The 21,348-nt window shown below is 61.6% G+C and carries 20 protein-coding genes; 16 read left to right on the top strand and 4 right to left on the bottom strand.

Annotated features, from left to right (window positions below):
• Positions 1–2 precede the first annotated feature (2 nt).
• Positions 3–785 carry a PhzF family phenazine biosynthesis protein gene (locus HX851_RS39620; protein ID WP_177065256.1) on the bottom strand — a complete coding sequence of 261 codons (783 nt, stop codon included), beginning with the start codon at positions 783–785 and terminating at the stop codon, positions 3–5.
• Between the two features lie 102 nt (positions 786–887).
• Positions 888–1,358, bottom strand: coding sequence for a Cys-tRNA(Pro) deacylase (gene ybaK / locus HX851_RS39625; RefSeq protein WP_177057769.1), 471 nt, complete (start codon positions 1,356–1,358; stop codon positions 888–890).
• Between the two features lie 371 nt (positions 1,359–1,729).
• Here ybaK and HX851_RS39630 point away from each other — a divergent pair, with 371 nt between their 5' ends.
• The 13 genes from HX851_RS39630 (at position 1,730) to HX851_RS39690 (ending at position 16,197) form a co-directional block, all read left to right on the top strand.
• Positions 1,730–2,578 carry an MIP/aquaporin family protein gene (locus HX851_RS39630; RefSeq protein WP_177057770.1) on the top strand — a complete coding sequence of 283 codons (849 nt, stop codon included), beginning with the start codon at positions 1,730–1,732 and terminating at the stop codon, positions 2,576–2,578.
• 93 nt (positions 2,579–2,671) lie between these two features.
• Positions 2,672–4,177 (top strand): glycerol kinase GlpK, encoded by a 1,506-nt coding sequence (gene glpK / locus HX851_RS39635; RefSeq protein WP_177057771.1) that lies wholly within the window; start codon positions 2,672–2,674, stop codon positions 4,175–4,177.
• Between the two features lie 251 nt (positions 4,178–4,428).
• Positions 4,429–5,184: a DeoR/GlpR family transcriptional regulator gene (locus HX851_RS39640; protein ID WP_177057772.1), complete on the top strand. Its 756-nt coding sequence runs from the start codon at positions 4,429–4,431 to the stop codon at positions 5,182–5,184.
• A gap of 322 nt (positions 5,185–5,506) precedes the next feature.
• Positions 5,507–7,045, top strand: a complete 1,539-nt coding sequence (gene glpD / locus HX851_RS39645) for a glycerol-3-phosphate dehydrogenase (protein WP_177057773.1) — start codon at positions 5,507–5,509, stop codon at positions 7,043–7,045.
• 455 nt (positions 7,046–7,500) lie between these two features.
• On the top strand, positions 7,501–8,427 hold the full coding sequence (locus HX851_RS39650; protein WP_177057774.1) for a glutamate/aspartate ABC transporter substrate-binding protein: 927 nt from the start codon (positions 7,501–7,503) through the stop codon (positions 8,425–8,427).
• A gap of 201 nt (positions 8,428–8,628) precedes the next feature.
• Complete coding sequence (locus HX851_RS39655) at positions 8,629–9,375, top strand: amino acid ABC transporter permease (RefSeq protein ID WP_177057775.1); 747 nt, start codon at positions 8,629–8,631, stop codon at positions 9,373–9,375.
• Complete coding sequence (locus HX851_RS39660) at positions 9,375–10,046, top strand: amino acid ABC transporter permease (RefSeq protein ID WP_177057776.1); 672 nt, start codon at positions 9,375–9,377, stop codon at positions 10,044–10,046. Before HX851_RS39655 ends, HX851_RS39660 begins: the two co-directional genes overlap by 1 nt.
• Positions 10,043–10,777 (top strand): amino acid ABC transporter ATP-binding protein, encoded by a 735-nt coding sequence (locus tag HX851_RS39665; RefSeq protein ID WP_177057777.1) that lies wholly within the window; start codon positions 10,043–10,045, stop codon positions 10,775–10,777. The genes HX851_RS39660 and HX851_RS39665 overlap by 4 nt, the downstream gene beginning before the upstream one ends.
• 202 nt (positions 10,778–10,979) lie before the next feature.
• A complete protein-coding gene (aauS, locus tag HX851_RS39670; RefSeq protein ID WP_177065253.1) occupies positions 10,980–12,881 on the top strand; it encodes a two-component sensor histidine kinase AauS in 1,902 nt (633 codons plus the stop codon).
• 44 nt (positions 12,882–12,925) lie between these two features.
• A complete protein-coding gene (gene aauR / locus HX851_RS39675; protein ID WP_370590471.1) occupies positions 12,926–14,203 on the top strand; it encodes a two-component response regulator AauR in 1,278 nt (425 codons plus the stop codon).
• Between the two features lie 270 nt (positions 14,204–14,473).
• Complete coding sequence (locus tag HX851_RS39680) at positions 14,474–15,394, top strand: arginase family protein (RefSeq protein WP_177057780.1); 921 nt, start codon at positions 14,474–14,476, stop codon at positions 15,392–15,394.
• The gene (locus tag HX851_RS39685; protein WP_017126336.1) at positions 15,391–15,765 is read left to right on the top strand and encodes a DMT family transporter; all 375 of its coding nucleotides are present in this window, start codon (positions 15,391–15,393) and stop codon (positions 15,763–15,765) included. Before HX851_RS39680 ends, HX851_RS39685 begins: the two co-directional genes overlap by 4 nt.
• Before the next feature lie 30 nt (positions 15,766–15,795).
• Positions 15,796–16,197, top strand: coding sequence for a DMT family transporter (locus tag HX851_RS39690; RefSeq protein ID WP_177057781.1), 402 nt, complete (start codon positions 15,796–15,798; stop codon positions 16,195–16,197).
• A 179-nt stretch (positions 16,198–16,376) separates the two neighbouring features.
• Here HX851_RS39690 and HX851_RS39695 read toward each other — a convergent pair whose 3' ends face one another.
• Both HX851_RS39695 and HX851_RS39700 read right to left on the bottom strand, forming a co-directional pair.
• On the bottom strand, positions 16,377–17,237 hold the full coding sequence (locus HX851_RS39695; protein WP_177065252.1) for a fatty acid desaturase: 861 nt from the start codon (positions 17,235–17,237) through the stop codon (positions 16,377–16,379).
• A gap of 137 nt (positions 17,238–17,374) precedes the next feature.
• Positions 17,375–18,148, bottom strand: coding sequence for a MipA/OmpV family protein (locus tag HX851_RS39700; protein ID WP_177057783.1), 774 nt, complete (start codon positions 18,146–18,148; stop codon positions 17,375–17,377).
• Positions 18,149–18,376: 228 nt separating this feature from the next.
• Between HX851_RS39700 and HX851_RS39705 the strand changes: the two genes are divergently transcribed.
• The 3 genes from HX851_RS39705 to HX851_RS39715 are packed head-to-tail and all read left to right on the top strand — an operon-like array spanning position 18,377 to position 21,346.
• Complete coding sequence (locus HX851_RS39705; RefSeq protein WP_177057784.1) at positions 18,377–19,096, top strand: MtnX-like HAD-IB family phosphatase; 720 nt, start codon at positions 18,377–18,379, stop codon at positions 19,094–19,096.
• Positions 19,089–20,483, top strand: a complete 1,395-nt coding sequence (locus tag HX851_RS39710) for an aspartate aminotransferase family protein (protein WP_177057785.1) — start codon at positions 19,089–19,091, stop codon at positions 20,481–20,483. Before HX851_RS39705 ends, HX851_RS39710 begins: the two co-directional genes overlap by 8 nt.
• Entirely contained in the window at positions 20,480–21,346 is an 867-nt protein-coding gene (locus tag HX851_RS39715) for an alpha/beta hydrolase (protein WP_177057786.1), read from the top strand. Before HX851_RS39710 ends, HX851_RS39715 begins: the two co-directional genes overlap by 4 nt.
• Positions 21,347–21,348: the final 2 nt, after the last annotated feature.

A 21,348-nucleotide genomic window follows, 5' to 3' on the forward strand; every position in this document is an offset into this window, starting at 1 on the left:
TCTCAGGCCAGGCTCAGCCGCCCGCTCGCCACCAGCGTCGCCCTGCCACCGATCTTCACCCGATCGCCTTCCAGTCGGCAGGACAACTCACCACCCCGCTGCGAGCACTGGTAAGCCGTCAAGTCGGTCTTGCCCAGGCGCTGCGCCCAGTAGGGAATCAGCGCGCAATGGGTCGACCCGGTGACCGGATCCTCGTTGATGCCAATGGCGGGGGCAAAATAACGCGAGACAAAATCATGCTGCCGGCCCGGCGCGGTCACAATCACCCCCGGCCACGGCAGTTTCGCCACCGCTGCCCAATCGGGCGCGCATTCACGTACAGCCTGTTCCGAGGCCAGGACCACGAACAACTCGTTGGCCCCGAGGACATCGACCACGGTCGTGCCCAGTGCACGCTCGACCTCAAGGGTCACGCCGATCGCGCTGGGCGCTCGTACCGGGAAATCCAGCCATAGCAAGTCGCCCTCGCGGCTGACACTCAGTGGACCGGACTTGCAGACGAAATTGATGGTTTCAGCCGTTTCGCCATAGACCTCGAACAGGACAAAGGCGCTGGCCAGTGTCGCGTGGCCGCAGAGCGGGACTTCAGTAGTGGGCGTAAACCAGCGAATGCGCCACCCCGATGCCTCGCGGACCACAAACGCGGTTTCCGCCAGATTGTGCTCGGCGGCAATCTGCTGCATCAGTTCGTCGGCCAACCAGGCGTCGAGCCGGTAGACCATGGCCGGATTACCGCCGAAGGGGCGCTCACTGAAAGCGTCGACCTGGTGAAATTCAAGCTGCATGACGTCCTCTCCTTGTCTTTAGTTCACAAGCATGACGACGACGTCGCTCGACGCCTAGTGACAGAGACGTCCGATTTCCACCATACAGCCGCAGCCCGCCAATCAGGCACGACCGATATCGGCGAACTTCGCCTGGGTATGCTCGGCCAGCACTGCCGGCGCCAACTCCACCTCCAGGCCGCGACGCCCGGCGCTGACAAAAATGCTCGCGAAAGACTGCGCACTCTGGTCGATAAAGGTCCGCAGGCGCTTCTTCTGCCCCAGCGGGCTGATACCGCCCAGCAGATAGCCGGTGGCTCGCTGGGCCGCGGCAGGGTCGGCCATTTCGACTTTCTTGACCCCTGCCGCCTGGGCCAGGGCCTTCAGATCCAGACTTCCGACGACCGGTACCACCGCCACCAGCAATTCGGCTTTTTCGCTGCTGGCCAGCAAGGTCTTGAACACCTGGGCCGGCGCGAGCCCGAGTTTTTCCGCGGCCTCCAGGCCATAGGAAGCGGCTTTCGGATCATGTTCGTAACTGTGCACACGATGTTCGGCACGAACTTTTTTCAGCAGGTCCAAGGCAGGCGTCATGATCGTTCCCGACAGATAGGAAGGTAAGCCCGGATTTTAGGCCATCGCTGGGCAAAAGGCTCTATTACACACTCGCAAGCCTCTATCTCAGGGGACTGGACACGCCGAAAGCAACGTATCCATCACCAGGGCCCGACAGACAAAACCACCTCATTCACACGATCAATAGTCAGAATGTGGACGATAGTTCACTTTCGACCTTTGACAGCAGTGTTTCTTGTCTATATTTTTTCGAATCTGAAGATCATAGTCCTACACCAACAGTACTCAGCGGCAAACCGCTTTCAGGGATGGGGATCCCCGCAAGTCGACGAAAGACCACGCCAACCATCGGGATTGGCGTCAGACAACAACAAAAATCGAGGTATCCAATGACCACTGCTTTGAAACAACCGTCGCTGTCGGGACAATGCATTGCCGAGTTTCTCGGTACCGCATTATTGATTTTCTTCGGCACAGGTTGTGTTGCCGCGCTCAAGGTCGCGGGTGCCAGCTTTGGTCTGTGGGAAATCAGCATCATCTGGGGGATCGGCGTAAGCATGGCGATCTACCTGACCGCTGGCGTTTCCGGCGCTCACCTCAATCCGGCCGTCAGCATTGCGCTGTGCCTGTTCGCCGACTTCGAAAAACGCAAACTGCCGTTCTATATCCTCGCCCAGGTCGCCGGTGCCTTCTGTGCCGCCGCGTTGGTTTACACGCTTTACAGCAATCTTTTCTTCGATTTCGAACAGACTCACCACATGATCCGTGGTTCGCAGGCCAGCCTGGAACTGGCGTCGGTGTTCTCCACCTACCCTCATCCGGCCCTGACCACCGCCCAGGCCTTCCTGGTGGAAGTGGTGATCACTGCCATCCTGATGGGCGTGATCATGTCCCTGACCGACGACAACAACGGCTTGCCCAACGGTCCGCTGGCGCCGCTGTTGATCGGCCTGCTGATTGCAGTGATCGGCAGTGCGATGGGCCCGCTGACCGGCTTTGCGATGAACCCGGCACGGGATTTCGGTCCGAAGCTGATGACCTTCTTCGCCGGCTGGGGTGAAATAGCCTTTACCGGCGGGCGCGATATCCCGTATTTCCTGATTCCGATCTTTGCACCGATTGTCGGTGCCTGCCTTGGCGCTGTGCTGTATCGCGGGATGATTGCCCGCCACCTGCCCAGTGCCGCCGTTGTAGAGGATGAACCGACGACCGCGGCCAACAAGGTCCAGGCTTCCTGAAACACCGCAACACGTCCGACCCTGCCGGCACCGTTCTCCCTGATGGTGCCTGCTGACTCAACTTTTCCCTATTTCAGTCCAAGGCAATCGAAAATGACCGACATTCAGAATAAGAACTACATCATTGCCCTCGATCAGGGTACGACCAGCTCCCGGGCGATCATCTTCGATCGCGACGCCAATGTGGTCTGCACCGCCCAACGTGAATTCCAGCAGCATTATCCACAGGCCGGCTGGGTCGAGCACGACCCGATGGAAATCTTCGCCACCCAGAGCGCGGTGATGGTCGAGGCCCTGGCACAGGCCGGCCTGCACCATGACCAGGTCGCCGCCATCGGCATCACCAACCAGCGTGAAACCACCGTGGTCTGGGACAAGACCACCGGCCGCCCGATCTACAACGCGATCGTCTGGCAATGCCGTCGCAGCACCGAGATCTGCCAGCAGCTCAAGCGCGACGGCCATGAAGACTACATCCGCGAAACCACAGGCCTGGTCACCGACCCGTACTTCTCCGGGACCAAGCTGAAATGGATCCTCGACAATGTCGAAGGCAGCCGCGAACGCGCACGCAACGGCGAGCTGCTGTTCGGCACCGTCGACAGCTGGCTGATCTGGAAATTCACCGGTGGCAAGACCCACGTCACCGACTACACCAACGCCTCGCGCACCCTGCTCTTCAACATCCACACCCTGGAATGGGATGCGAAGATGCTCGAACTCCTGGACATTCCCCGGGAAATGCTCCCGGAAGTGAAGTCGTCCTCGGAAATCTACGGCCGTACCAAGAGCGGCATTGCCATCGGCGGGATCGCCGGCGACCAGCAGGCCGCCCTGTTCGGCCAGATGTGCGTGGAGCCCGGCCAGGCCAAGAACACCTATGGCACCGGCTGCTTCCTGTTGATGAACACTGGCACCAAGGCGGTGAAATCCAACCACGGCATGCTCACCACCATCGCTTGCGGCCCGCGCGGCGAAGTGGCCTATGCCCTGGAAGGCGCGGTGTTCAACGGCGGTTCCACCGTGCAGTGGCTGCGTGACGAGCTGAAGATCATCAACGATGCCCACGACACCGAGTACTTCGCCAACAAGGTCAAGGACAGCAACGGCGTCTACCTGGTCCCGGCCTTTACCGGACTGGGCGCGCCGTACTGGGACCCCTATGCCCGTGGCGCGCTGTTCGGCCTGACCCGTGGCGTGCGTGTCGACCACATCATCCGAGCCGCGCTGGAGTCGATCGCCTACCAGACCCGCGACGTACTGGACGCCATGCAGCAGGATTCGGGCGAGCGCCTCAAGGCGTTGCGCGTGGACGGTGGCGCGGTAGCGAACAACTTCCTGATGCAATTCCAGGCCGACATCCTCGGCACCCACGTCGAGCGTCCGCAAATGCGCGAGACCACCGCCCTCGGTGCCGCCTACCTGGCCGGCCTGGCGTGCGGCTTCTGGGGCAGCCTGGAAGAGTTGCGCGGCAAGGCGGTGATCGAGCGTGAGTTCGAACCGCAACTGGCCGAAGGCGAAAAGGAAAAACTCTATGACGGTTGGAAAAAAGCCGTGAGCCGTACCCGCGACTGGGAACCGCACGAAGGCAACCACTAATCCGGACACCCCTCTGGTAGGAGCCGGCTTGCCGGCGATGGCGTCGGGAGAGGCGCAGCAAGGCTCAAGGGCCTCATCGCCGGCAAGCCGGCTCCTACAGGGGAATCCGCTTTCGGGACTTAACCGACAAACATTGCCCGATTTACGACGCAACCACCGTCCATCCACGATTCATTGGCCCTGCAAGTGGCAGACCGGTCCTTCCTGCGGCATGATGGAAGAATTTGTACGGCAGCCCAAAAGGACGCCCCATGAATCTGCCTCCCCGCCAGCAGCAAATCCTCGAACTGGTCCGCGAACGCGGCTATGTCAGCATCGAGGAAATGGCCCAGTTATTTGTCGTGACCCCGCAAACCATCCGCCGCGATATCAACCAGTTGGCGGACTCCAACCTGCTGCGCCGTTACCACGGTGGTGCCGCCTACGACTCCAGCGTGGAGAACACCGCCTACGCCATGCGCGCCGACCAGATGCGCGATGAAAAACAGCGTATCGCCGAAGCCATCGCCGCGCAGATCCCCGATCACGCCTCGCTGTTCATCAATATCGGCACCACCACCGAATCCATTGCCCGCGCCCTGCTCAACCACAACCAGTTGAAGATCATCACCAACAACCTGCATGTGGCGTCGATCCTCAGTGCCAAGGACGACTTCGAAGTGCAACTGGCCGGTGGCAACGTCCGTCGCGACGGCGGCGTGGTGGGCCAGGCCAGCGTCGACTTCATCAACCAGTTCAAGGTCGACTTCGCCCTCGTCGGCATCAGCGGCATCGACGAAGACGGCAGCCTGCTGGATTTCGATTATCAGGAAGTGCGGGTTTCCCAGGCGATCATCGCCAATGCCCGCCAGGTCATCCTGGCGGCCGATTCCAGCAAATTCGGCCGCAATGCCATGGTGCGCCTGGGGCCGATCACCCTGATCGACTGCCTGGTGACCGACCAGGCCCCGGTCCCGGCCCTGGCGCAACTGCTCAACCAGCACAAGATCCGCCTGGAAGTGGTCTGAGTTTCAATCGCTGATCGTTGACGATCGTTCCTACGCTCCGCGTGGGAACGCCTTACTGGACGCTCCGCGTCCGTCCTGCAAGTGACGCGGAGCGTCACGGGCTGCATGCCCACGCGGAGCGCAGGAACGATCATGCCGCCATATCCCGTCCGGGCGCATCGTCGATCGCCCTACAATGTTCGATAATTTTCCTTTCGGCCCGTCTTGATCAATTTTTTCAATCAAGTCCGGGTGGTCGTGTGCGCGTTTATCCGCTACTATTTTCGAAAATGAACATAAATGTTCGAATTCAAATATAGAATGACCAACGCGAGGCTCACCGATGAACCCCAGCACCTTGCCTGCACCACCCCTTGCCGAGATCTATGACATCGCCGTGATTGGCGGTGGTATCAATGGTGTCGGGATTGCCGCGGACGCAGCCGGTCGCGGTCTTTCGGTGTTCCTTTGCGAAAAGGACGACCTCGCCAGCCACACTTCGTCGGCCAGCAGCAAGCTGATCCACGGCGGCCTGCGCTACCTGGAGCACTATGAGTTCCGCCTGGTGCGTGAAGCGCTGGCCGAGCGCGAAGTGCTGCTCGCCAAGGCACCGCACATCGTCAAGCCGATGCGTTTTGTCCTGCCGCACCGCCCGCACCTGCGCCCGGCGTGGATGATCCGTGCCGGCCTGTTCCTTTATGACCACCTGGGCAAGCGCGAAAAACTCGCCGGTTCCCGCAGCCTGAAGTTCGGTGCCGACAGCCCGCTCAAGGCCGAGATCAGCAAAGGCTTCGAATATTCCGACTGCTGGGTCGACGATGCCCGCCTGGTCGTACTCAACGCCATGGCCGCCCGCGAGAAAGGTGCCCATATCCATACCCGCACCCGTTGCGTCAGTGCTCGCCGCAGCAAGGGCCAGTGGCATCTGGAGATGGAACGCGCCGATGGCGCGCGCTTCTCGATCCAGGCCAAGGCACTGGTGAACGCGGCAGGACCGTGGGTCGCCAAATTCATCAAGGATGACCTGAAGCTGGACTCGCCCTACGGCATCCGTCTGATCCAGGGCAGCCATCTGATCGTGCCGCGCCTGTACGAAGGCGAACATGCGCACATCCTGCAGAACGAAGACCAGCGCATCGTGTTCACCATTCCGTACCTGGAACGCTTCACCCTGATCGGCACCACCGACCGTGAATACCAGGGCGACCCGGCCAAGGTCGCGATTACCGAAGTGGAAACCGACTACCTGCTCAAGGTGGTCAACGCCCACTTCAAGAAGCAACTGGGCCTCGGCGATATCCTGCACAGTTACTCCGGCGTCCGGCCGCTGTGCAACGACGAATCCGACAACCCTTCGGCGGTGACCCGCGACTATACTCTGGCCCTGTCGGCCAATACCGGGGAAGCGCCGTTGCTGTCGGTATTCGGCGGCAAGCTGACCACCTACCGCAAGCTGGCCGAGTCGGCGATGGCCCAACTGCTGCCATTCTTCACCCAGATGCGCCCGAGCTGGACCGCCACCGCAACGCTGCCCGGCGGCGAGCAGATGACCACGCCGCAGGCCCTGGCCCAGGCGATCCGCAGCCGCTTCGACTGGGTACCGAGCGAAATCGCCCGCCGCTGGGCCACCAGCTACGGCAACCGCACCTGGCGCCTGCTGGACGGCGTGCAGAACCTGGGCGACCTCGGCGAGCACCTCGGTGGCGGCCTGTACACCCGCGAAGTGGATTACCTGTGCAGCGAGGAATGGGCCACCAGCGCCCAGGACATTCTCTGGCGCCGCAGCAAGCTGGGCCTGTTCACAAGCCCGGCAGAACAGCAAAAACTGCAGGACTACCTCGAAAAGGTCGAACAGAACCGCAGCAAGATCGAAGCGGCCTGATTTCAGGTCAATAGGACCGCCTTTGCAGGAGCCGGCTTGCCGGCGATGAGGCCCTCAAGCCTTGCAGCGTCTATCCGGACGCCATCGCCGGCAAGCCGGCTCCTGCACGTTTGCGTTTCACCGCAAAATATCGCCGCTACCACGGCCCGCTCCTGCAATCATCACAAGCGCTGAACATAAGCCAAGCCTATAGCCCATCCCCCATTCGGCTTTCCGAACGCCATCACTGGCCAGTATTCGGCTTACCGGACAGCCAGCCTCGCCCCGCCGCCCAAAAAAGAACTTAAATTCCTTTTAAATCAATAGCTAAGGCTCTTACTCCTGGCCTGGCATGACTCATGCTCTACACTTCTGAGCGAATGTTCTGCCCGCCCTTGAGCCGGCCGAACCGTTCGAGGTATCCGCGAGTCGGTTGAACGGCTCCATAAAAAAAACAATCTCGAGGAAATTATCTGATGCGCATCGTTCCCCATATCCTGGGCGCAGCAATCGCTGCCGCTCTGATCAGCACTCCAGTTTTCGCCGCCGAACTGACCGGCACCCTGAAGAAGATCAATGAGTCCGGCACCATCACCCTCGGGCATCGCGACAGCTCCATTCCGTTTTCCTACATCGCGGATGCTTCCGGCAAGCCAGTGGGCTACTCCCACGATATTCAACTGGCCATCGTTGAAGCGCTGAAAAAAGACCTGAACAAACCCAACCTGCAGGCCAAGTACAACCTGGTCACCTCGCAGACCCGTATTCCGCTGGTCCAGAACGGCACCGTCGACATCGAGTGCGGTTCCACCACCAACAACGCCGAACGCGCCCAGCAAGTTGACTTCACCATCAACATGTTCGAAATCGGCACCCGCCTGCTGGTCAAGAAAGACAAGGATGGCAACCCATCCTATAAAGACTTTGCCGACCTTAAGGGCAAGAACGTCGTGACCACCGCCGGGACCACGTCCGAGCGCATCATCAAGGCGATGAACGCCGACAAGCAGATGGGCATGAACGTCATCTCCGCCAAGGACCACGGCGAATCCTTCCAGATGCTGGAAAGCGGCCGTGCCGTGGCGTTCATGATGGACGACGCCCTGCTGGCCGGTGAAGAAGCCAAGGCCAAGAAACCGGATGATTGGGTGATCACCGGTACTCCACAGTCCTTCGAAGCCTATGCCTGCATGGTTCGCAAAGACGACCCGGCCTTCAAAAAAGCCGTGGATGACGCCATCGTTGCGCTCTACAAATCCGGCGAGATCAACAAGATCTACAGCAAATGGTTCGAAAGCCCGATTCCACCGAAAGGCCTGAACCTGAACTTCCCGATGAGCGACAAGGTCAAGGAACTGATCTCCAATCCGAGCGACAAGCCGGCGCCTGAAGTAAAAATCTGAGTCGCGACTAACCTTGTCTCCAGGACTGCCGAGGCAGTCCTGGAGGTTTGTTGACCACCTGCTGTACTGGCTTCTTATTGATTGCATGGAACAACACTCGGACCGCGAGCGGTGCGCGTGTGCCTGACAAACGCAGTCAGGCGGGGCGGAGTCCCGGGAAGCACGTGCTTGTACATCGATCGAATCCGAGGGGAGACCCTAATGAATTACAACTGGGACTGGGGCGTGTTCTTCAAGTCCACCGGCGTGGGCAGCGAGACCTATCTCGACTGGTACATCGCCGGCCTGGGCTGGACCATCGCCATCGCTGTCGTGGCATGGATTATCGCCTTGTTGCTTGGCTCCATTCTGGGCGTCATGCGCACTGTGCCAAACCGCATCGTATCGGGCATCGCGACCTGCTACGTGGAGCTGTTCCGTAACGTGCCGCTGCTGGTCCAGCTGTTCATCTGGTACTTCCTGGTGCCCGACCTGCTGCCGCAGAACCTGCAGGACTGGTACAAGCAGGACCTGAACCCGACCACCTCGGCCTACCTCAGTGTCGTCATCTGTCTCGGCCTGTTCACCGCCGCGCGGGTTTGCGAACAGGTACGTACCGGGATCCAGGCGCTGCCACGCGGCCAGGAAGCGGCCGCCCGTGCCATGGGCTTCAAGCTGCCACAGATCTACTGGAACGTGCTGCTGCCCCAGGCCTATCGCATCATCATTCCACCGCTCACCTCGGAATTCCTCAACATCTTCAAGAACTCGTCCGTGGCCTCGCTGATCGGCCTGATGGAACTGCTGGCGCAGACCAAGCAGACCGCCGAATTCTCCGCCAACCTGTTCGAAGCCTTCACCCTGGCGACGCTGATCTACTTCACCCTGAACATGAGCCTGATGCTGCTCATGCGCGTGGTCGAGAAGAAAGTCTCGGTGCCCGGCCTGATCTCCGTGGGGGGTAAATAATGGAATTCGACTTCAGTGACATCGTCCCGGCCATTCCCGGCCTGTGGAACGGCATGCTGATGACCCTGCAACTGATGATCCTCGGCGTCGTCGGCGGGATCATCATCGGCACCCTCCTGGCGTTGATGCGCCTGTCCCACAACAAACTGCTGTCGCGGATCGCCGGGGCCTACGTCAACTATTTCCGTTCGATCCCGCTGCTGCTGGTGATCACCTGGTTCTACCTGGCGGTACCCTTCGTCCTGCGCTGGATCACCGGCGAAGACACACCGATCGGTGCGTTCACTTCCTGCATCGTGGCCTTCATGATGTTCGAAGCGGCGTACTTCTGCGAAATCGTCCGGGCCGGCGTACAGTCGATCCCCAAGGGCCAGATGGGCGCCGCCCAGGCGCTGGGCATGGGCTATGGCCAGACCATGCGCCTGATCATCCTGCCCCAGGCGTTCCGCAAGATGACCCCGCTGCTGTTGCAGCAGAGCATCATCCTGTTCCAGGACACCTCGCTGGTCTACACCGTGGGCCTGGTGGACTTCCTCAACGCCTCGCGTTCGAGCGGCGACATCGTCGGCCGTTCCAATGAGTTCCTGATCTTCGCCGGTCTGGTCTACTTCACAATCAGCTTTGCCGCCTCGCTGCTGGTCAAGCGTCTGCAAAAAAGGTTTGCCGTATGATCTCTATCAAGAACATCAACAAGTGGTATGGCGACTTCCAGGTGCTGACCGATTGCAGCACCGAAGTCAAAAAGGGTGAAGTGGTCGTGGTCTGCGGCCCGTCGGGCTCCGGCAAGTCGACCCTGATCAAGTGCGTGAACGCCCTGGAACCCTTCCAGAAAGGCGACATCGTGGTCGACGGCACCTCCATCGCCGACCCGAAGACCAACCTGCCGCAATTGCGTTCGCGGGTAGGCATGGTGTTCCAGCACTTCGAGCTGTTCCCGCACCTGACCATCACCGAGAACCTGACCATCGCGCAGATCAAGGTCCTGGGCCGCAGCAAGGAAGAGGCAACCAGGAAAGGCCTGCAACTGCTTGAGCGCGTCGGCCTCTCGGCCCATGCCCACAAGCACCCCGGCCAACTCTCCGGTGGCCAGCAGCAGCGCGTGGCGATTGCCCGGGCACTGGCGATGGATCCGATCGTCATGCTGTTCGACGAACCGACCTCGGCGCTCGACCCGGAAATGGTCAACGAAGTGCTCGACGTGATGGTCCAACTGGCCCATGAAGGCATGACCATGATGTGCGTGACCCATGAAATGGGCTTCGCCCGCAAGGTTGCCAGCCGCGTGATCTTCATGGACCAGGGCAAGATCATCGAAGACTGCAACAAGGACGAGTTCTTCGGCGACATCAGCGCCCGCTCCGATCGTGCGCAGCACTTCCTCGAGAAAATCCTGCAGCACTGAAACGACCAGGCTTGCGCACCTGCAAAGGCGCGCGAGCACGTATAGGTAGGAGCGGGCTTGCCCGCGAAGGCGTTATTCCAGGCGACAGCCGATGTCGCGAGCCGTATCGCTTTCGCGGGCAAGCCCGCTCCTACAGGTTCCGCGTACACACCGATCATGCGTCCCCACGGCAACACGATCTGGTTGACCCAAGGCATCTGTGATGAAATGCGACCCCAATTCCTATCGCGCGACGCCGCCATCACTCGCCGTGAAACCCCGCCTGATCCGCCACCTGTTCCTGCCGCCCCTGGTCATCCTGCTGATGATCGGCCTGGGTTACGCCGGCTATCGCATCAGCGAACACTATGGCATCCGCACCCTCAGCGAGAGCGGTGAACGGGCGCTGGAGCTGCATGCCCGGACCGTCGAGAGCGAGATCAGCAAATACACCTACCTGCCCAGCCTGCTGGAGCTCGAATCCAGCGTCTCGGCCCTGCTCAAGGATCCCGACGCCGAACACCGCCAGACCGTCAACGAGTACCTAGAAGGCCTCAATCGCCGCAGTCGCAGCCGGGCCATCTATGTCCTGGACACCTCTGGTCGGGTCCTCGCCACCAGCAACTGGCGCGACGCCGACAGCTACCTGGGCGAAGACCTGTCGTTCCGCGCCTACTTCCAGGACGCCGTGCGCGGCCAGCCCGGACGTTTCTACGGCATCGGCAGCACCCTCGGCGAACCGGGCTACTACCTGGCCCACGGGCTTGAGGAACAAGGCAAGATCATCGGCGTGGCGGTGATCAAGGTCCGCCTCGAAGCCCTCGAAGAACGCTGGCAGCGGGCACGCCTGGAAGCCTTCGTCAGCGACGAGAACGGCATCATCATTCTCTCCAGCGACCCGACCCGGCGCCTCAAGTCGGTCCGGCCGCTGACCCCGGAGATCAAGGAACGCCTGGCCCGCAGCCTGCAATACTACTGGTGGCCGCTGAACGAACTGCAGCCCCTGGCCCGCGAGCGCCTCGCCGAAGGGGTGGAAACCCTGACCTTCCCCGCCAACAGCGAACTGGTCAAGGATGGCGACAATGTCAGCTACCTGGCCCAGACCCGCGGCCTCGTCGACACACCCTGGCATTTCACCCTGCTCACGCCGTTGCAGGACCTGCGCCGGGAAGCCGCCAACCAGGGCATCCTGGTGGCCGTGGCCTTTGCCCTGGTGGCGTTCCTGCTGATCGCCTGGAACGAACGGCGCAAGGTCATCGCCACCCGCCTGGCCGCCCGCGAAGCCTTGCAGGAAGCCAACAACCAGCTGGAACGGCGGATCACCGAACGCACCGTCGACCTGCGCGCCAGCAACGACCGTCTCAAGGACCAGATCCGCGAACGGCGCCAGGCCGAGGAAACCCTGCGCCGGGCCCAGGACGAACTGGTCCAGGCCGGCAAGCTGGCGGCCATCGGCCAGATGTCCACCAGCATCGCCCATGAACTGAACCAGCCGCTGGCAGCCTTGCGTACGCTCTCCGGCAATACCGTGCGTTTCCTCGAGCGCGGTGAATTGGACACCGCCAGCACCAACCTGCGGACCATCAACGAACTGATCGATCGCATGGGTCGCATCACCGCCAGCCTGCGCTCCTTTGCGCGCCGCGGCGACGACAAGGGCGAGGCGAGCCTGGGCAAGGCCATCGAGGCGGCGCTGCAGGTTCTCAACAGCCGTATCGAAGCCCTGCACCTGGAAAGCCATCGCGACTATGACGATGTCCAGCTGGCGATCGACCAGACGCGCCTGGAACAGATCCTGGTCAACCTGATCGGCAATGCCCTCGATGCCATGCAGGCCCAGCCGCTGCCGGAGCTGTGGCTTGAAGGCGACTTCGTCGAAGGCAAGTATCGCCTGCTGGTGCGCGACAACGGCCATGGCATCGAGCTCGAAGCGCGCAAGCACCTGTTCGAACCCTTCTTCACCACCAAGCCCGGGGAACAGGGCCTGGGGCTGGGCCTGACCCTTTCCGCGAGCCTCGCCGCGGCAGCCGGCGGCCACCTGGGCGTGGAACACCCGGCCACCGGCGGCACCGCTTTCGTCCTCCATTTACCGCGAGTCAACCCTGCCAAGGCCGAGCCGATATGAACAACGACCTGACCGTCCTGATCGTCGAAGACGATCCCCATGTGCTGCTCGGCTGCCAGCAGGCACTGTCCCTGGAGGATATTCCCAGCGAAGGCGTCGGCAGTGCCGAAGAAGCCCTGGCGCGGATCGGCGACAACTTTGCCGGCATCGTCATCAGCGATATCCGCCTGCCGGGTATCGATGGCCTGGAACTGCTGACCCGCCTCAAGGCCCGCGACCGCAGCCTGCCGGTGGTGCTGATCACCGGCCATGGCGATATTTCCATGGCCGTCGGCGCGATGCGCAGCGGCGCCTACGACTTCATGGAGAAACCCTTTTCTCCCGAGCGCCTGGTCGAAGTCGCCCGCCGCGCCCTGGAGCAACGCGGCCTGGCGCGGGAAGTCTGGTCGTTGCGCCGGCAACTGGCCGAACGCGATTCCCTGGAAGGGCGGATCATCGGTCGTTCCCCGGCCATGCAGAATCTGCGGGAACTGATCGCCAACGTCGCCGATACCTCGGCCAACGTGCTGATCGAGGGAGAAACCGGAACCGGCAAGGAATTGGTCGCCCGCTGCCTGCACGACTTCAGTCGCCGCCAGTCGCAACAGTTCGTTGCCCTCAACTGCGGCGGTTTGCCGGAAAACCTCTTCGAAAGCGAGATCTTCGGCCACGAGGCCAATGCCTTCACCGGTGCCGGCAAACGGCGGATCGGCAAGATCGAACACGCCCATGGCGGCACGCTGTTCCTCGACGAAGTGGAAAGCATGCCGATTCCGCTGCAGATCAAGCTGCTGCGGGTCCTGCAGGAACGCACCCTGGAACGCCTGGGCTCGAACCAGAGCGTGGCAGTGGACTGTCGGGTGATCGCCGCCACCAAGTCCGACCTGGACGAACTGGGCAAGGCCGGCGAATTTCGCAGCGACCTCTATTACCGCCTGAACGTGGTGACCCTGGAACTGCCGCCACTGCGCGAACGGCGCGAGGATATCCTGCAACTGTTCGAGCATTTCCTGCAGCAATCCTCGTTGCGCTTTGACCGTACGGCGCCGGAGCTGGACAACCAGACCCTGTCGAACCTGATGAGCCATGACTGGCCGGGCAACGTACGCGAACTGCGCAATGTCGCCGAACGCTTCGCCCTCGGCCTGCCGGCCTTCAAGAAAACCGGCGCGCAAAGCACCGGCGGCCTGGGCTTCGCCGAAGCGGTCGAAGCCTTCGAACGCAACCTGCTCAACGATGCCCTGCAGCGCAGCGGCGGCAACCTGACCCAGGCCAGCCAGGAACTGGGCATGGCCAAGACCACCCTGTTCGACAAGGTCAAGAAATACGGCCTGAGCCACTGATACGGACCTGCGCTTGCGCGGTCAAGCACCTTCGCCGGCATACATTCCCCTATAGGAGCCGGCTTACCGGCGATGAGGACCTTGGGTCCGGCGTTGATCTCAAGGATGCTATCGCCGGCAAGCCGGCTCCTACAGGTGTATCGGCGCATGCAAACGCCCACTACACGGCTGGCCCGTCCTTTGCATTTACCCGGCAAAGCCCGCACTGCCTGCCTTTCAGCCTGGCCAGGTACTTTGATGTGCGGGCGCTGCCACGGATAAATCGACGTTGTGAACATTTTAGATCTCGACCACAGCCTGACGGCCCAGGCGCCGATCCAGCACCTGCTCGACAGCGGTCGCGCGAAACGCCTGGACCTGCTGGACCTGGGGCCCAAACTGCGACTCTGGACCACCGAACGCCAATACCGCCGCTTTGCCGAACGCCTGCGCCAGCTTCCGGCGCCCGCCACCGGCAAACCGCAGATCTACTTTGTCGGTTCCGGCGACTACCACCACCTGACCCCGGCCTTCCTCGGCAACCTGACGGAACCGGTCAGCCTGATCCACTTCGACAACCACCCCGACTGGGTACACCTGGCGCCACGCCGGCATTGCGGTTCGTGGGTCAACCGCGCGCTGAAGCTGCCGAACATCATGCGCATCGTCACCCTCGGCCCGTGCAGCGAAGACCTCGACACCCCGCAACTGCGCGGCGGCAACCTCGGCGCCCTGCGCCGTGGCGCCCTGCAACTGTTTCCCTGGCAGCACGCGCCGTCCAAGGTCTGGGGACGGATCGGCGACGGCGCCGGCCACCAGCAGCAGGAAAACCACCTGCACTGGCGCAACCTGGCCGACGAACACTGGCCGGACTTCCTCGAACAACTGATCCGGGGCCTGCCCACCGAAGCCATCTGGATCACCATCGACAAGGACGTGCTGGCCAGCGAAGATGCCGCCACCAACTGGGACCAGGGCGGCATGCGCCTGACCCACCTGCTCGACGCCATCCGGGCCCTGGCGGCGCACAAGCGCATCCTCGGCATCGATATCTGCGGCGAATTCGCCAAACCGGCCTTCAGCAATGCCTTCAAGCGCTGGGAAGCCAAATCCGATCAACCGCCCGCCGAACGCTGGAGCGCTGCCGACCTGCAACGCAACGCGACCACCAACCAGGCGCTGATCACGCTGTTCGAGGAGCTGTTTCCGTGACCCTGACCGTTGTTCTGCTGGTAGCCTTTTCCATTGTCCTCGACGTGGTCGGCCAACTCTGTTTCAAAATCGGCCTGGACCGCCTGCCGGAGCTCGAAGGCGGCTTTCGCCTGAATGCCTTCTGGGGCCAGGTGTTCAATGCGCCGCTGCTGTGGTGCGGTATCGGCGCCTACGCCGTCGAATTCCTGGTCTGGCTCGAAGCCCTGTCGCGGGCGCCGCTGAGCCTGCTGTTCCCTTCCGCCGCGCTGGCCTATTGCGGGGTGGTCCTGGCGGGCAAGCTGGTGCTGGGGGAAACCGTCAGCCGGCGCCGCTGGATGGGCACGCTGGTGATCACCCTGGGCGTCATGCTGGTCGCCATTGCCGGTAGCTGAGGCTTAATTCATGTTTGAAGGAACGGATTTATGAGCACTTCCAAGCACGTGGACTGGCTCCACGGGCGCTTCGGCACGATCGTGCTGTGGGCCCTGCTGATCACATTCGAAAGTGCCGGACAGATCGCCACCAAAGTCGGCGGCGATCAGTTGGGGCAGATGAATTTCAACCTGCAATGGCTGGCCTCGGTCGCGGTCAACCCCGGTGTCTGGGTGGCGATCAGTTGCTATATCGGCGCGTTCTTCGTGTGGATGCTGATCCTGCGCCGCAGCAGCCTGTCCCTGGCGTTCCCACTGAGTTCGCTGGTGTTCGTCGCGGTATTGCTCGGCTCCTGGCTGGGCCTGGGCGAGCAGATCAGTGTGCTGCACTGGGTCGGCGTGCTGGTGATTGTCGGCGGGATCGCGCTGCTGGCAGAAGGCGAGAAGAACTGAGAACGGCCAGCAAAAAACACCCGCCAGAGGTTTGCAGTCCTGATTGTTCCCACGCTCCAGCGTGGGAATGCAGCCCGTGACGCTCTGCGTCACAGAAGCGGACGCAGAGCGTCCATCGCGGCGTTACCACGCGGAGCGTGGGAACGATCAGAAGGGCCTCATCGCCGGCAAGCCGGCTCCTACAAGTGTTTCACCAGAAAGCCCAGGCCATGGGATACCGGAATCACTTTCACCCCCGCCTCCCGCTGCTGGTCCCTGATCTGCGCATGGAATGCCTTGACCTTGGTCCAGTGCATTTTCGGCCGGTAGTGATGCTCGGCGTGATAACCGTTGTTCATCCAGATCAGGTTGTAGAGCCGGCTGTAGGAACTGACGCCCCAGGCGATCGGCAGGTCCGGGTTGCCGCCCAGGTGCTCGTAGTAGCCATTGAGCGATGACAGCGACTGCCCCAGGTACCAGAACGGCAGCAACACCAGCACCGCGCGCCAGTCACAGGCCGCCAGCGCCAGGTAGAACGCCACCGTCGCATAGATCTCGACCTTGACCCAACGGGCATCCGCCGGATGCTTGCGCTTCATTTCCTCGTAATAGGCCTTGGGGTCATCGCGGAAGAAACTCAGGAAGGTGTAGGCCCAGACATTGTCCGGCTGGCCATCCTTGCCGTGCAGGTAGATCGACAACGGGTCGATGGTGGTCCCGTCCTCCCGTGGCAAATCGGAGTTGCCGCGATGGTGGCGGTTGTGGATATCGCGGTACATCGTCTGCGAAAACCCGATGGTCAACGACAGCAACAGGTCGAACCCGCGGTTCAGCCAGTACGGGGTGAAGTAGGGATTATGGATCTGGTTGTGGGAGATGCTGTTGATGCTCCACGACAGGCTGACCGCATAGAGCAGCGCCGCGGGGATGATGATCCACCAGGACTGGTCATGAAAGCCCAACACCAGCCACAACACAAAGGAGAAATGCGCCAGCGCCATGGCAATGGGCACCAGGTCCCAGAGCGAATAGGCCAACAGGCGATAAGCAGGACGAGCCATCTGAAAAACTTCCCGGAAAATGATTTCCGGGGCGTCGCTGCAAACACCAGACCAGCTTTGCGTTCTTTGCAAAAACTCGCCAGGCGACGATCAGGCTAACCTGTTTTCAGTTGCGCATGATCGTCGTGCAGGCAGCTTTAGAACTTGTAGCTGATGGCGGTCTGTACCTGGCCCTGATTGTTGTCGCCACGTTCTTTGACAATGCTGCTGTCGGCGGCGTTACCCACCAGGTGGATCCAGCTCGCACTGGTCATCAGTGACCAGGCGCCGCCCAGCGGAATCGCGAAATTCTGGGTCAGGGTATAGTTCTGCAGGCCGCCACCCGGCTTGTACTGCTCGATCCCCGAGGCCTGGGCCTCTTCAGCGGTCACGCCGAAAAAGGTCCGGGTCTGCCGGGCATCGGCGAAGTGCGCGCTCAGGTTGCTGCTGCCGATGATGCCCATGCCCAGCGGATAACCCAGCTCGCCGCCGATCTTGCCGAGCAGGCCGCCCTGGCCGTTGCCGCCGCCGACCGCGCTGCCCAGCTGGACGAATACCCGCCAGAAATCGGCCGGCGCGTACTGCACATAACCGCCGACCTGGCCCATGTTCGGCACATTGCGCAAGCCGCGCAGGTCGCCATCGGAATTGCGACCCGGCAGGTAGTTGATGAACGGCCCGGCGGTGAAACCACTGTCCTTGAAGGCATCCCAGGTCAGGCCGTCGTCGCCGCTGAGGCTGACGTCACCCCAATCCAGGTCCAGGTAAGGCAAGGGCACCGTGTCATAGCTGCTGCCCGTGGGGTCGTGGGGCTGATAGCCGATACCGGCACCGATCTGCCCGGTCAGCCCTTCCTCGGCCAGCACGCCGGTGCTCAAGCCGCTCAGGGACACCAAGCCGGCAAGCAGCAATGTGGAGGTAAACCTGGCCATGAATCGTTTCCTTGTTCTGAACATGCGCGCATCAATCACCAGCGCACGCCGTGTAGGCAAGCACTGATGTTCTTTGTAGCAAGCTACAAAATTTGTAGCTCTTTGTACTCATTCCAATACAAACACCGGGGAGAGCCCGCGAATACTGGCGTTGCGGTCGGTTGGCACGCTCCGTGCTCTGGCACCTGGCATGCGCAAAGTGCGCTCTTATTCAACAGGTAACTGCAGATGATGCACTGGCATATCGTGTGTGACTTCGACGGGACCATCTCCCGCACCGACGCGATCGACAACATCCTGGAACAATTCGCCGACCCGAGCTGGGAAACGATCGAACAGGAATGGCTGGACGGTCACATCGGTTCGCGTGAATGCCTCAGCCGCCAACTGGCGCTGGTCAAGGCAACGCCCGCCGAGTTGCTGGCCTACTTCGACACCATCGACATCGATCCGGACTTCCCCGATTTCGTCGACCATGTGATGAGCCTGGGCGCGACCATCGAAGTGGTCAGCGACGGTATCGAACAAGGCATCGCGCGGATTCTGTCACGCAACTACGTGACCTTGCTACCGATCCTCGCCAACCGCCTGCGTCAGGTCGACCAGAACAGCTGGCGCATCGACTTCCCTTATTCCAGCGACGCCTGCCGGGCCGCTTCCGGCAACTGCAAATGCAAGTCCACGCCCAAGGGCAAGCGCGTGCTGGTGATCGGTGACGGTCAATCGGACATGTGCGTGGCCTCGACCGCCGACTTCGTGTTCGCCAAGGACCGCCTGGCCGAACACTGCGAACGCAACGGCATCCCCCATGTGCGTTTCGAATCGTTCGCCGAACTCCCGGCACTGCTGGCCCTGCTGCCGAGCAGCGAAGCCGCCAATGCCACCACTTTCGCGCTCGACAGCGCTGAAAACTCTTCACAAACTCAGGAACTCTTCCACCATGTCTGAGATTCGTATCGCTACCGCCGAAGACCAGGTGCTTCTGGAAAAAGAAGCCAAATATTGCTCCTACGGCGATACCGTCCACTACATCGAGCCACCGCGCATTTTCAGCCGCTGCGAAGGTTCCTACGTCTGGGACACCGAAGACCAGGCCTACCTCGACCTGCAAATGTGGTACTCGGCGGTCAACTTCGGCTACGCCAACCCACGCCTGAACAACGCCCTCAAGCAACAGATCGACACCCTGCCGCAGATCGCCAGCCAGTACCTGCACAAAGGCAAGATCGAACTGTCGGAAATGATCGCGGTCGACGCCAAGAACAAGTTCGGCCTCGACGGTCGCGTGCACTTCAACGTCGGCGGTTCGCAGTCCATCGAAGACTCGCTGAAAGTCGTGCGTAACGCCACCAACGGCAAGAGCCTGATGTTCGCCTTCGAAGGCGGTTACCACGGCCGTACCCTGGGCGCGTCCTCGATCACCTCGAGCTACCGCTACCGTCGCCGCTACGGCCACTTCGGCGAGCGTGCGCAGTTCATCCCGTTCCCGTACCACTTCCGCGGCCCGAAAGGCATGACCAAGGAAGAATACGGCAGCCACTGCGTGCAGCAGTTCGCCCGCCTGTTCGAGACTGAATACAACGGCGTCTGGGACCCGAAAGTCGGCTCCAGCGAATACGCGGCGTTCTACGTCGAGCCGATCCAGGGCACCGGCGGCTACGTGATCCCGCCGATGAACTTCTACAGCGAGCTGAAGAAGGTCCTCGACCAGCACGGCATCCTGATGGTCGTCGACGAAATCCAGATGGGCTTCTGGCGTACCGGCAAGCTGTGGTCGATCGAGCACTTCGACGTCAAGCCGGATGTGATCGTCTTCGGCAAGGCGCTGACCAACGGCCTGAACCCGCTGGGCGGCATCTGGGCCCGTGAAGAGCTGATCAATCCGAAGGTCTTCCCGCCAGGTTCGACCCACTCCACCTTCGCCTCGAACCCGCTGGGTACCGCGGTAGGCCTGGAAATGTTCAAGATGACCAGCGAAGTCGACTACGGCGCGATGGTCATGGCCAAGGGCAAGTACTTCCTCGACGGCCTGCAAGAGTTGCAGAAACGTTTCCCGATCATCGGCGACGTCGATGGCCTGGGCCTGGCCCTGCGCTGCGAAATCTGCACCACCGACGGCTTCACCCCGGACAAGGCCACCCTGGACTATATGGTCGAGGAAGGCATGAAGGGCGACATGGTGGTTGACGGTCAGAAACTCGGCCTGATCCTCGACGTCGGCGGCTACTACAAGAACGTGATCACCCTGGCGCCGTCGCTGGAAATCAGCTACGCGGAAATCGACCTGGGCCTGAAACTGCTCGAGCAGTTGCTGAACCGGGCCATGAAGCGGTGAACATGGCAGCGATCGATCTGGGCGAAGGCGACGCGGGCTTCGTCCTCGGCGACGGTCCGGTCGGAGTCTTGCTGATCCACGGCCTGACCGGCACCCCGGCGGAACTGCGCCGGGTCGCCCAGGGCCTGGTCAAGCGCGGTGGTTGCACGGTCTACGTGCCCACCCTGCCCGGCCATTGCGGCGGCAACGCGGACCTGCAGGCCACCGGCTGGCGGGACTGGTACGAAGGTGTGCGCAAGACGTTCGTCGGTGTGCAGCAGCGTCATGCCCAGGTGTTCGTCGGCGGCTTGTCCATGGGTGCGGTGATGTCCATGTACGTGGCCTCCGAGTTCCCCGGGCAAGTGGCCGGCCTGTTGATGTATTCGACCACCCTGCGCTATGACGGCTGGAGCATCCACAAGCTGGCGTTCCTGACGCCCTTGCTGATGAAGATTCCGTTCGGCGTGCATATCTGTCGTTTCGAGGAGAAGCCGCCGTATGGCATCAAGAACGAACGCCTGCGGGCGATTGTCGAACGCCAGATGAAAGCCGGCCAGAGCAGCGATGCCGGGCTGTTGACCATGGAAGGCATCACGGTGCGCGAACTGCACCGGATGAACGCCGTGGTCATGCGGCGCATGCCGTCGATCAAGACCCCGGCGCTGGTGATCCACTCCGTCGAGGACGATATCACCAGCCCGTGGAACGCCAACTACGTCGAACGTCACCTGGGTGGCCCTGTCACCAAGGTCATGCTCGACAATTGCTACCACATGATCACTGTCGACCTGCAGTACCGCGAAGTGATCGAGTTGAGTGCCGACTTCATCGAACGTCTGAGTGACGTCCCGAGCGTGCGCGAAGACTACCGGCAACTGGCCTAAGG

Origin of the sequence: Pseudomonas gingeri, assembly GCF_013385635.1 — a bacterium.
GTDB classification, from domain to species: Bacteria; Pseudomonadota; Gammaproteobacteria; order Pseudomonadales; family Pseudomonadaceae; genus Aquipseudomonas; species Aquipseudomonas gingeri_A.

Bases quoted from the DNA above. Each gene is read 5' to 3' on its own strand.
- HX851_RS39660 (WP_177057776.1), top strand. From the start codon at position 9,375: ATGGAATTCGACTTCAGTGACATCGTCCCGGCCATTCCCGGCCTGTGG.
- HX851_RS39690 (WP_177057781.1), top strand. From the start codon at position 15,796: ATGAGCACTTCCAAGCACGTGGACTGGCTCCACGGGCGCTTCGGCACG.
- HX851_RS39710 (WP_177057785.1), top strand. From the start codon at position 19,089: ATGTCTGAGATTCGTATCGCTACCGCCGAAGACCAGGTGCTTCTGGAA.
- glpK (WP_177057771.1), top strand. From the start codon at position 2,672: ATGACCGACATTCAGAATAAGAACTACATCATTGCCCTCGATCAGGGT.
- HX851_RS39700 (WP_177057783.1), bottom strand. From the start codon at position 18,148: ATGGCCAGGTTTACCTCCACATTGCTGCTTGCCGGCTTGGTGTCCCTG.
- HX851_RS39705 (WP_177057784.1), top strand. From the start codon at position 18,377: ATGATGCACTGGCATATCGTGTGTGACTTCGACGGGACCATCTCCCGC.
- HX851_RS39655 (WP_177057775.1), top strand. From the start codon at position 8,629: ATGAATTACAACTGGGACTGGGGCGTGTTCTTCAAGTCCACCGGCGTG.
- HX851_RS39665 (WP_177057777.1), top strand. From the start codon at position 10,043: ATGATCTCTATCAAGAACATCAACAAGTGGTATGGCGACTTCCAGGTG.
- glpD (WP_177057773.1), top strand. From the start codon at position 5,507: ATGAACCCCAGCACCTTGCCTGCACCACCCCTTGCCGAGATCTATGAC.
- HX851_RS39630 (WP_177057770.1), top strand. From the start codon at position 1,730: ATGACCACTGCTTTGAAACAACCGTCGCTGTCGGGACAATGCATTGCC.
- HX851_RS39650 (WP_177057774.1), top strand. From the start codon at position 7,501: ATGCGCATCGTTCCCCATATCCTGGGCGCAGCAATCGCTGCCGCTCTG.
- HX851_RS39695 (WP_177065252.1), bottom strand. From the start codon at position 17,237: ATGGCTCGTCCTGCTTATCGCCTGTTGGCCTATTCGCTCTGGGACCTG.
- aauS (WP_177065253.1), top strand. From the start codon at position 10,980: ATGAAATGCGACCCCAATTCCTATCGCGCGACGCCGCCATCACTCGCC.
- ybaK (WP_177057769.1), bottom strand. From the start codon at position 1,358: ATGACGCCTGCCTTGGACCTGCTGAAAAAAGTTCGTGCCGAACATCGT.
- HX851_RS39640 (WP_177057772.1), top strand. From the start codon at position 4,429: ATGAATCTGCCTCCCCGCCAGCAGCAAATCCTCGAACTGGTCCGCGAA.
- HX851_RS39620 (WP_177065256.1), bottom strand. From the start codon at position 785: ATGCAGCTTGAATTTCACCAGGTCGACGCTTTCAGTGAGCGCCCCTTC.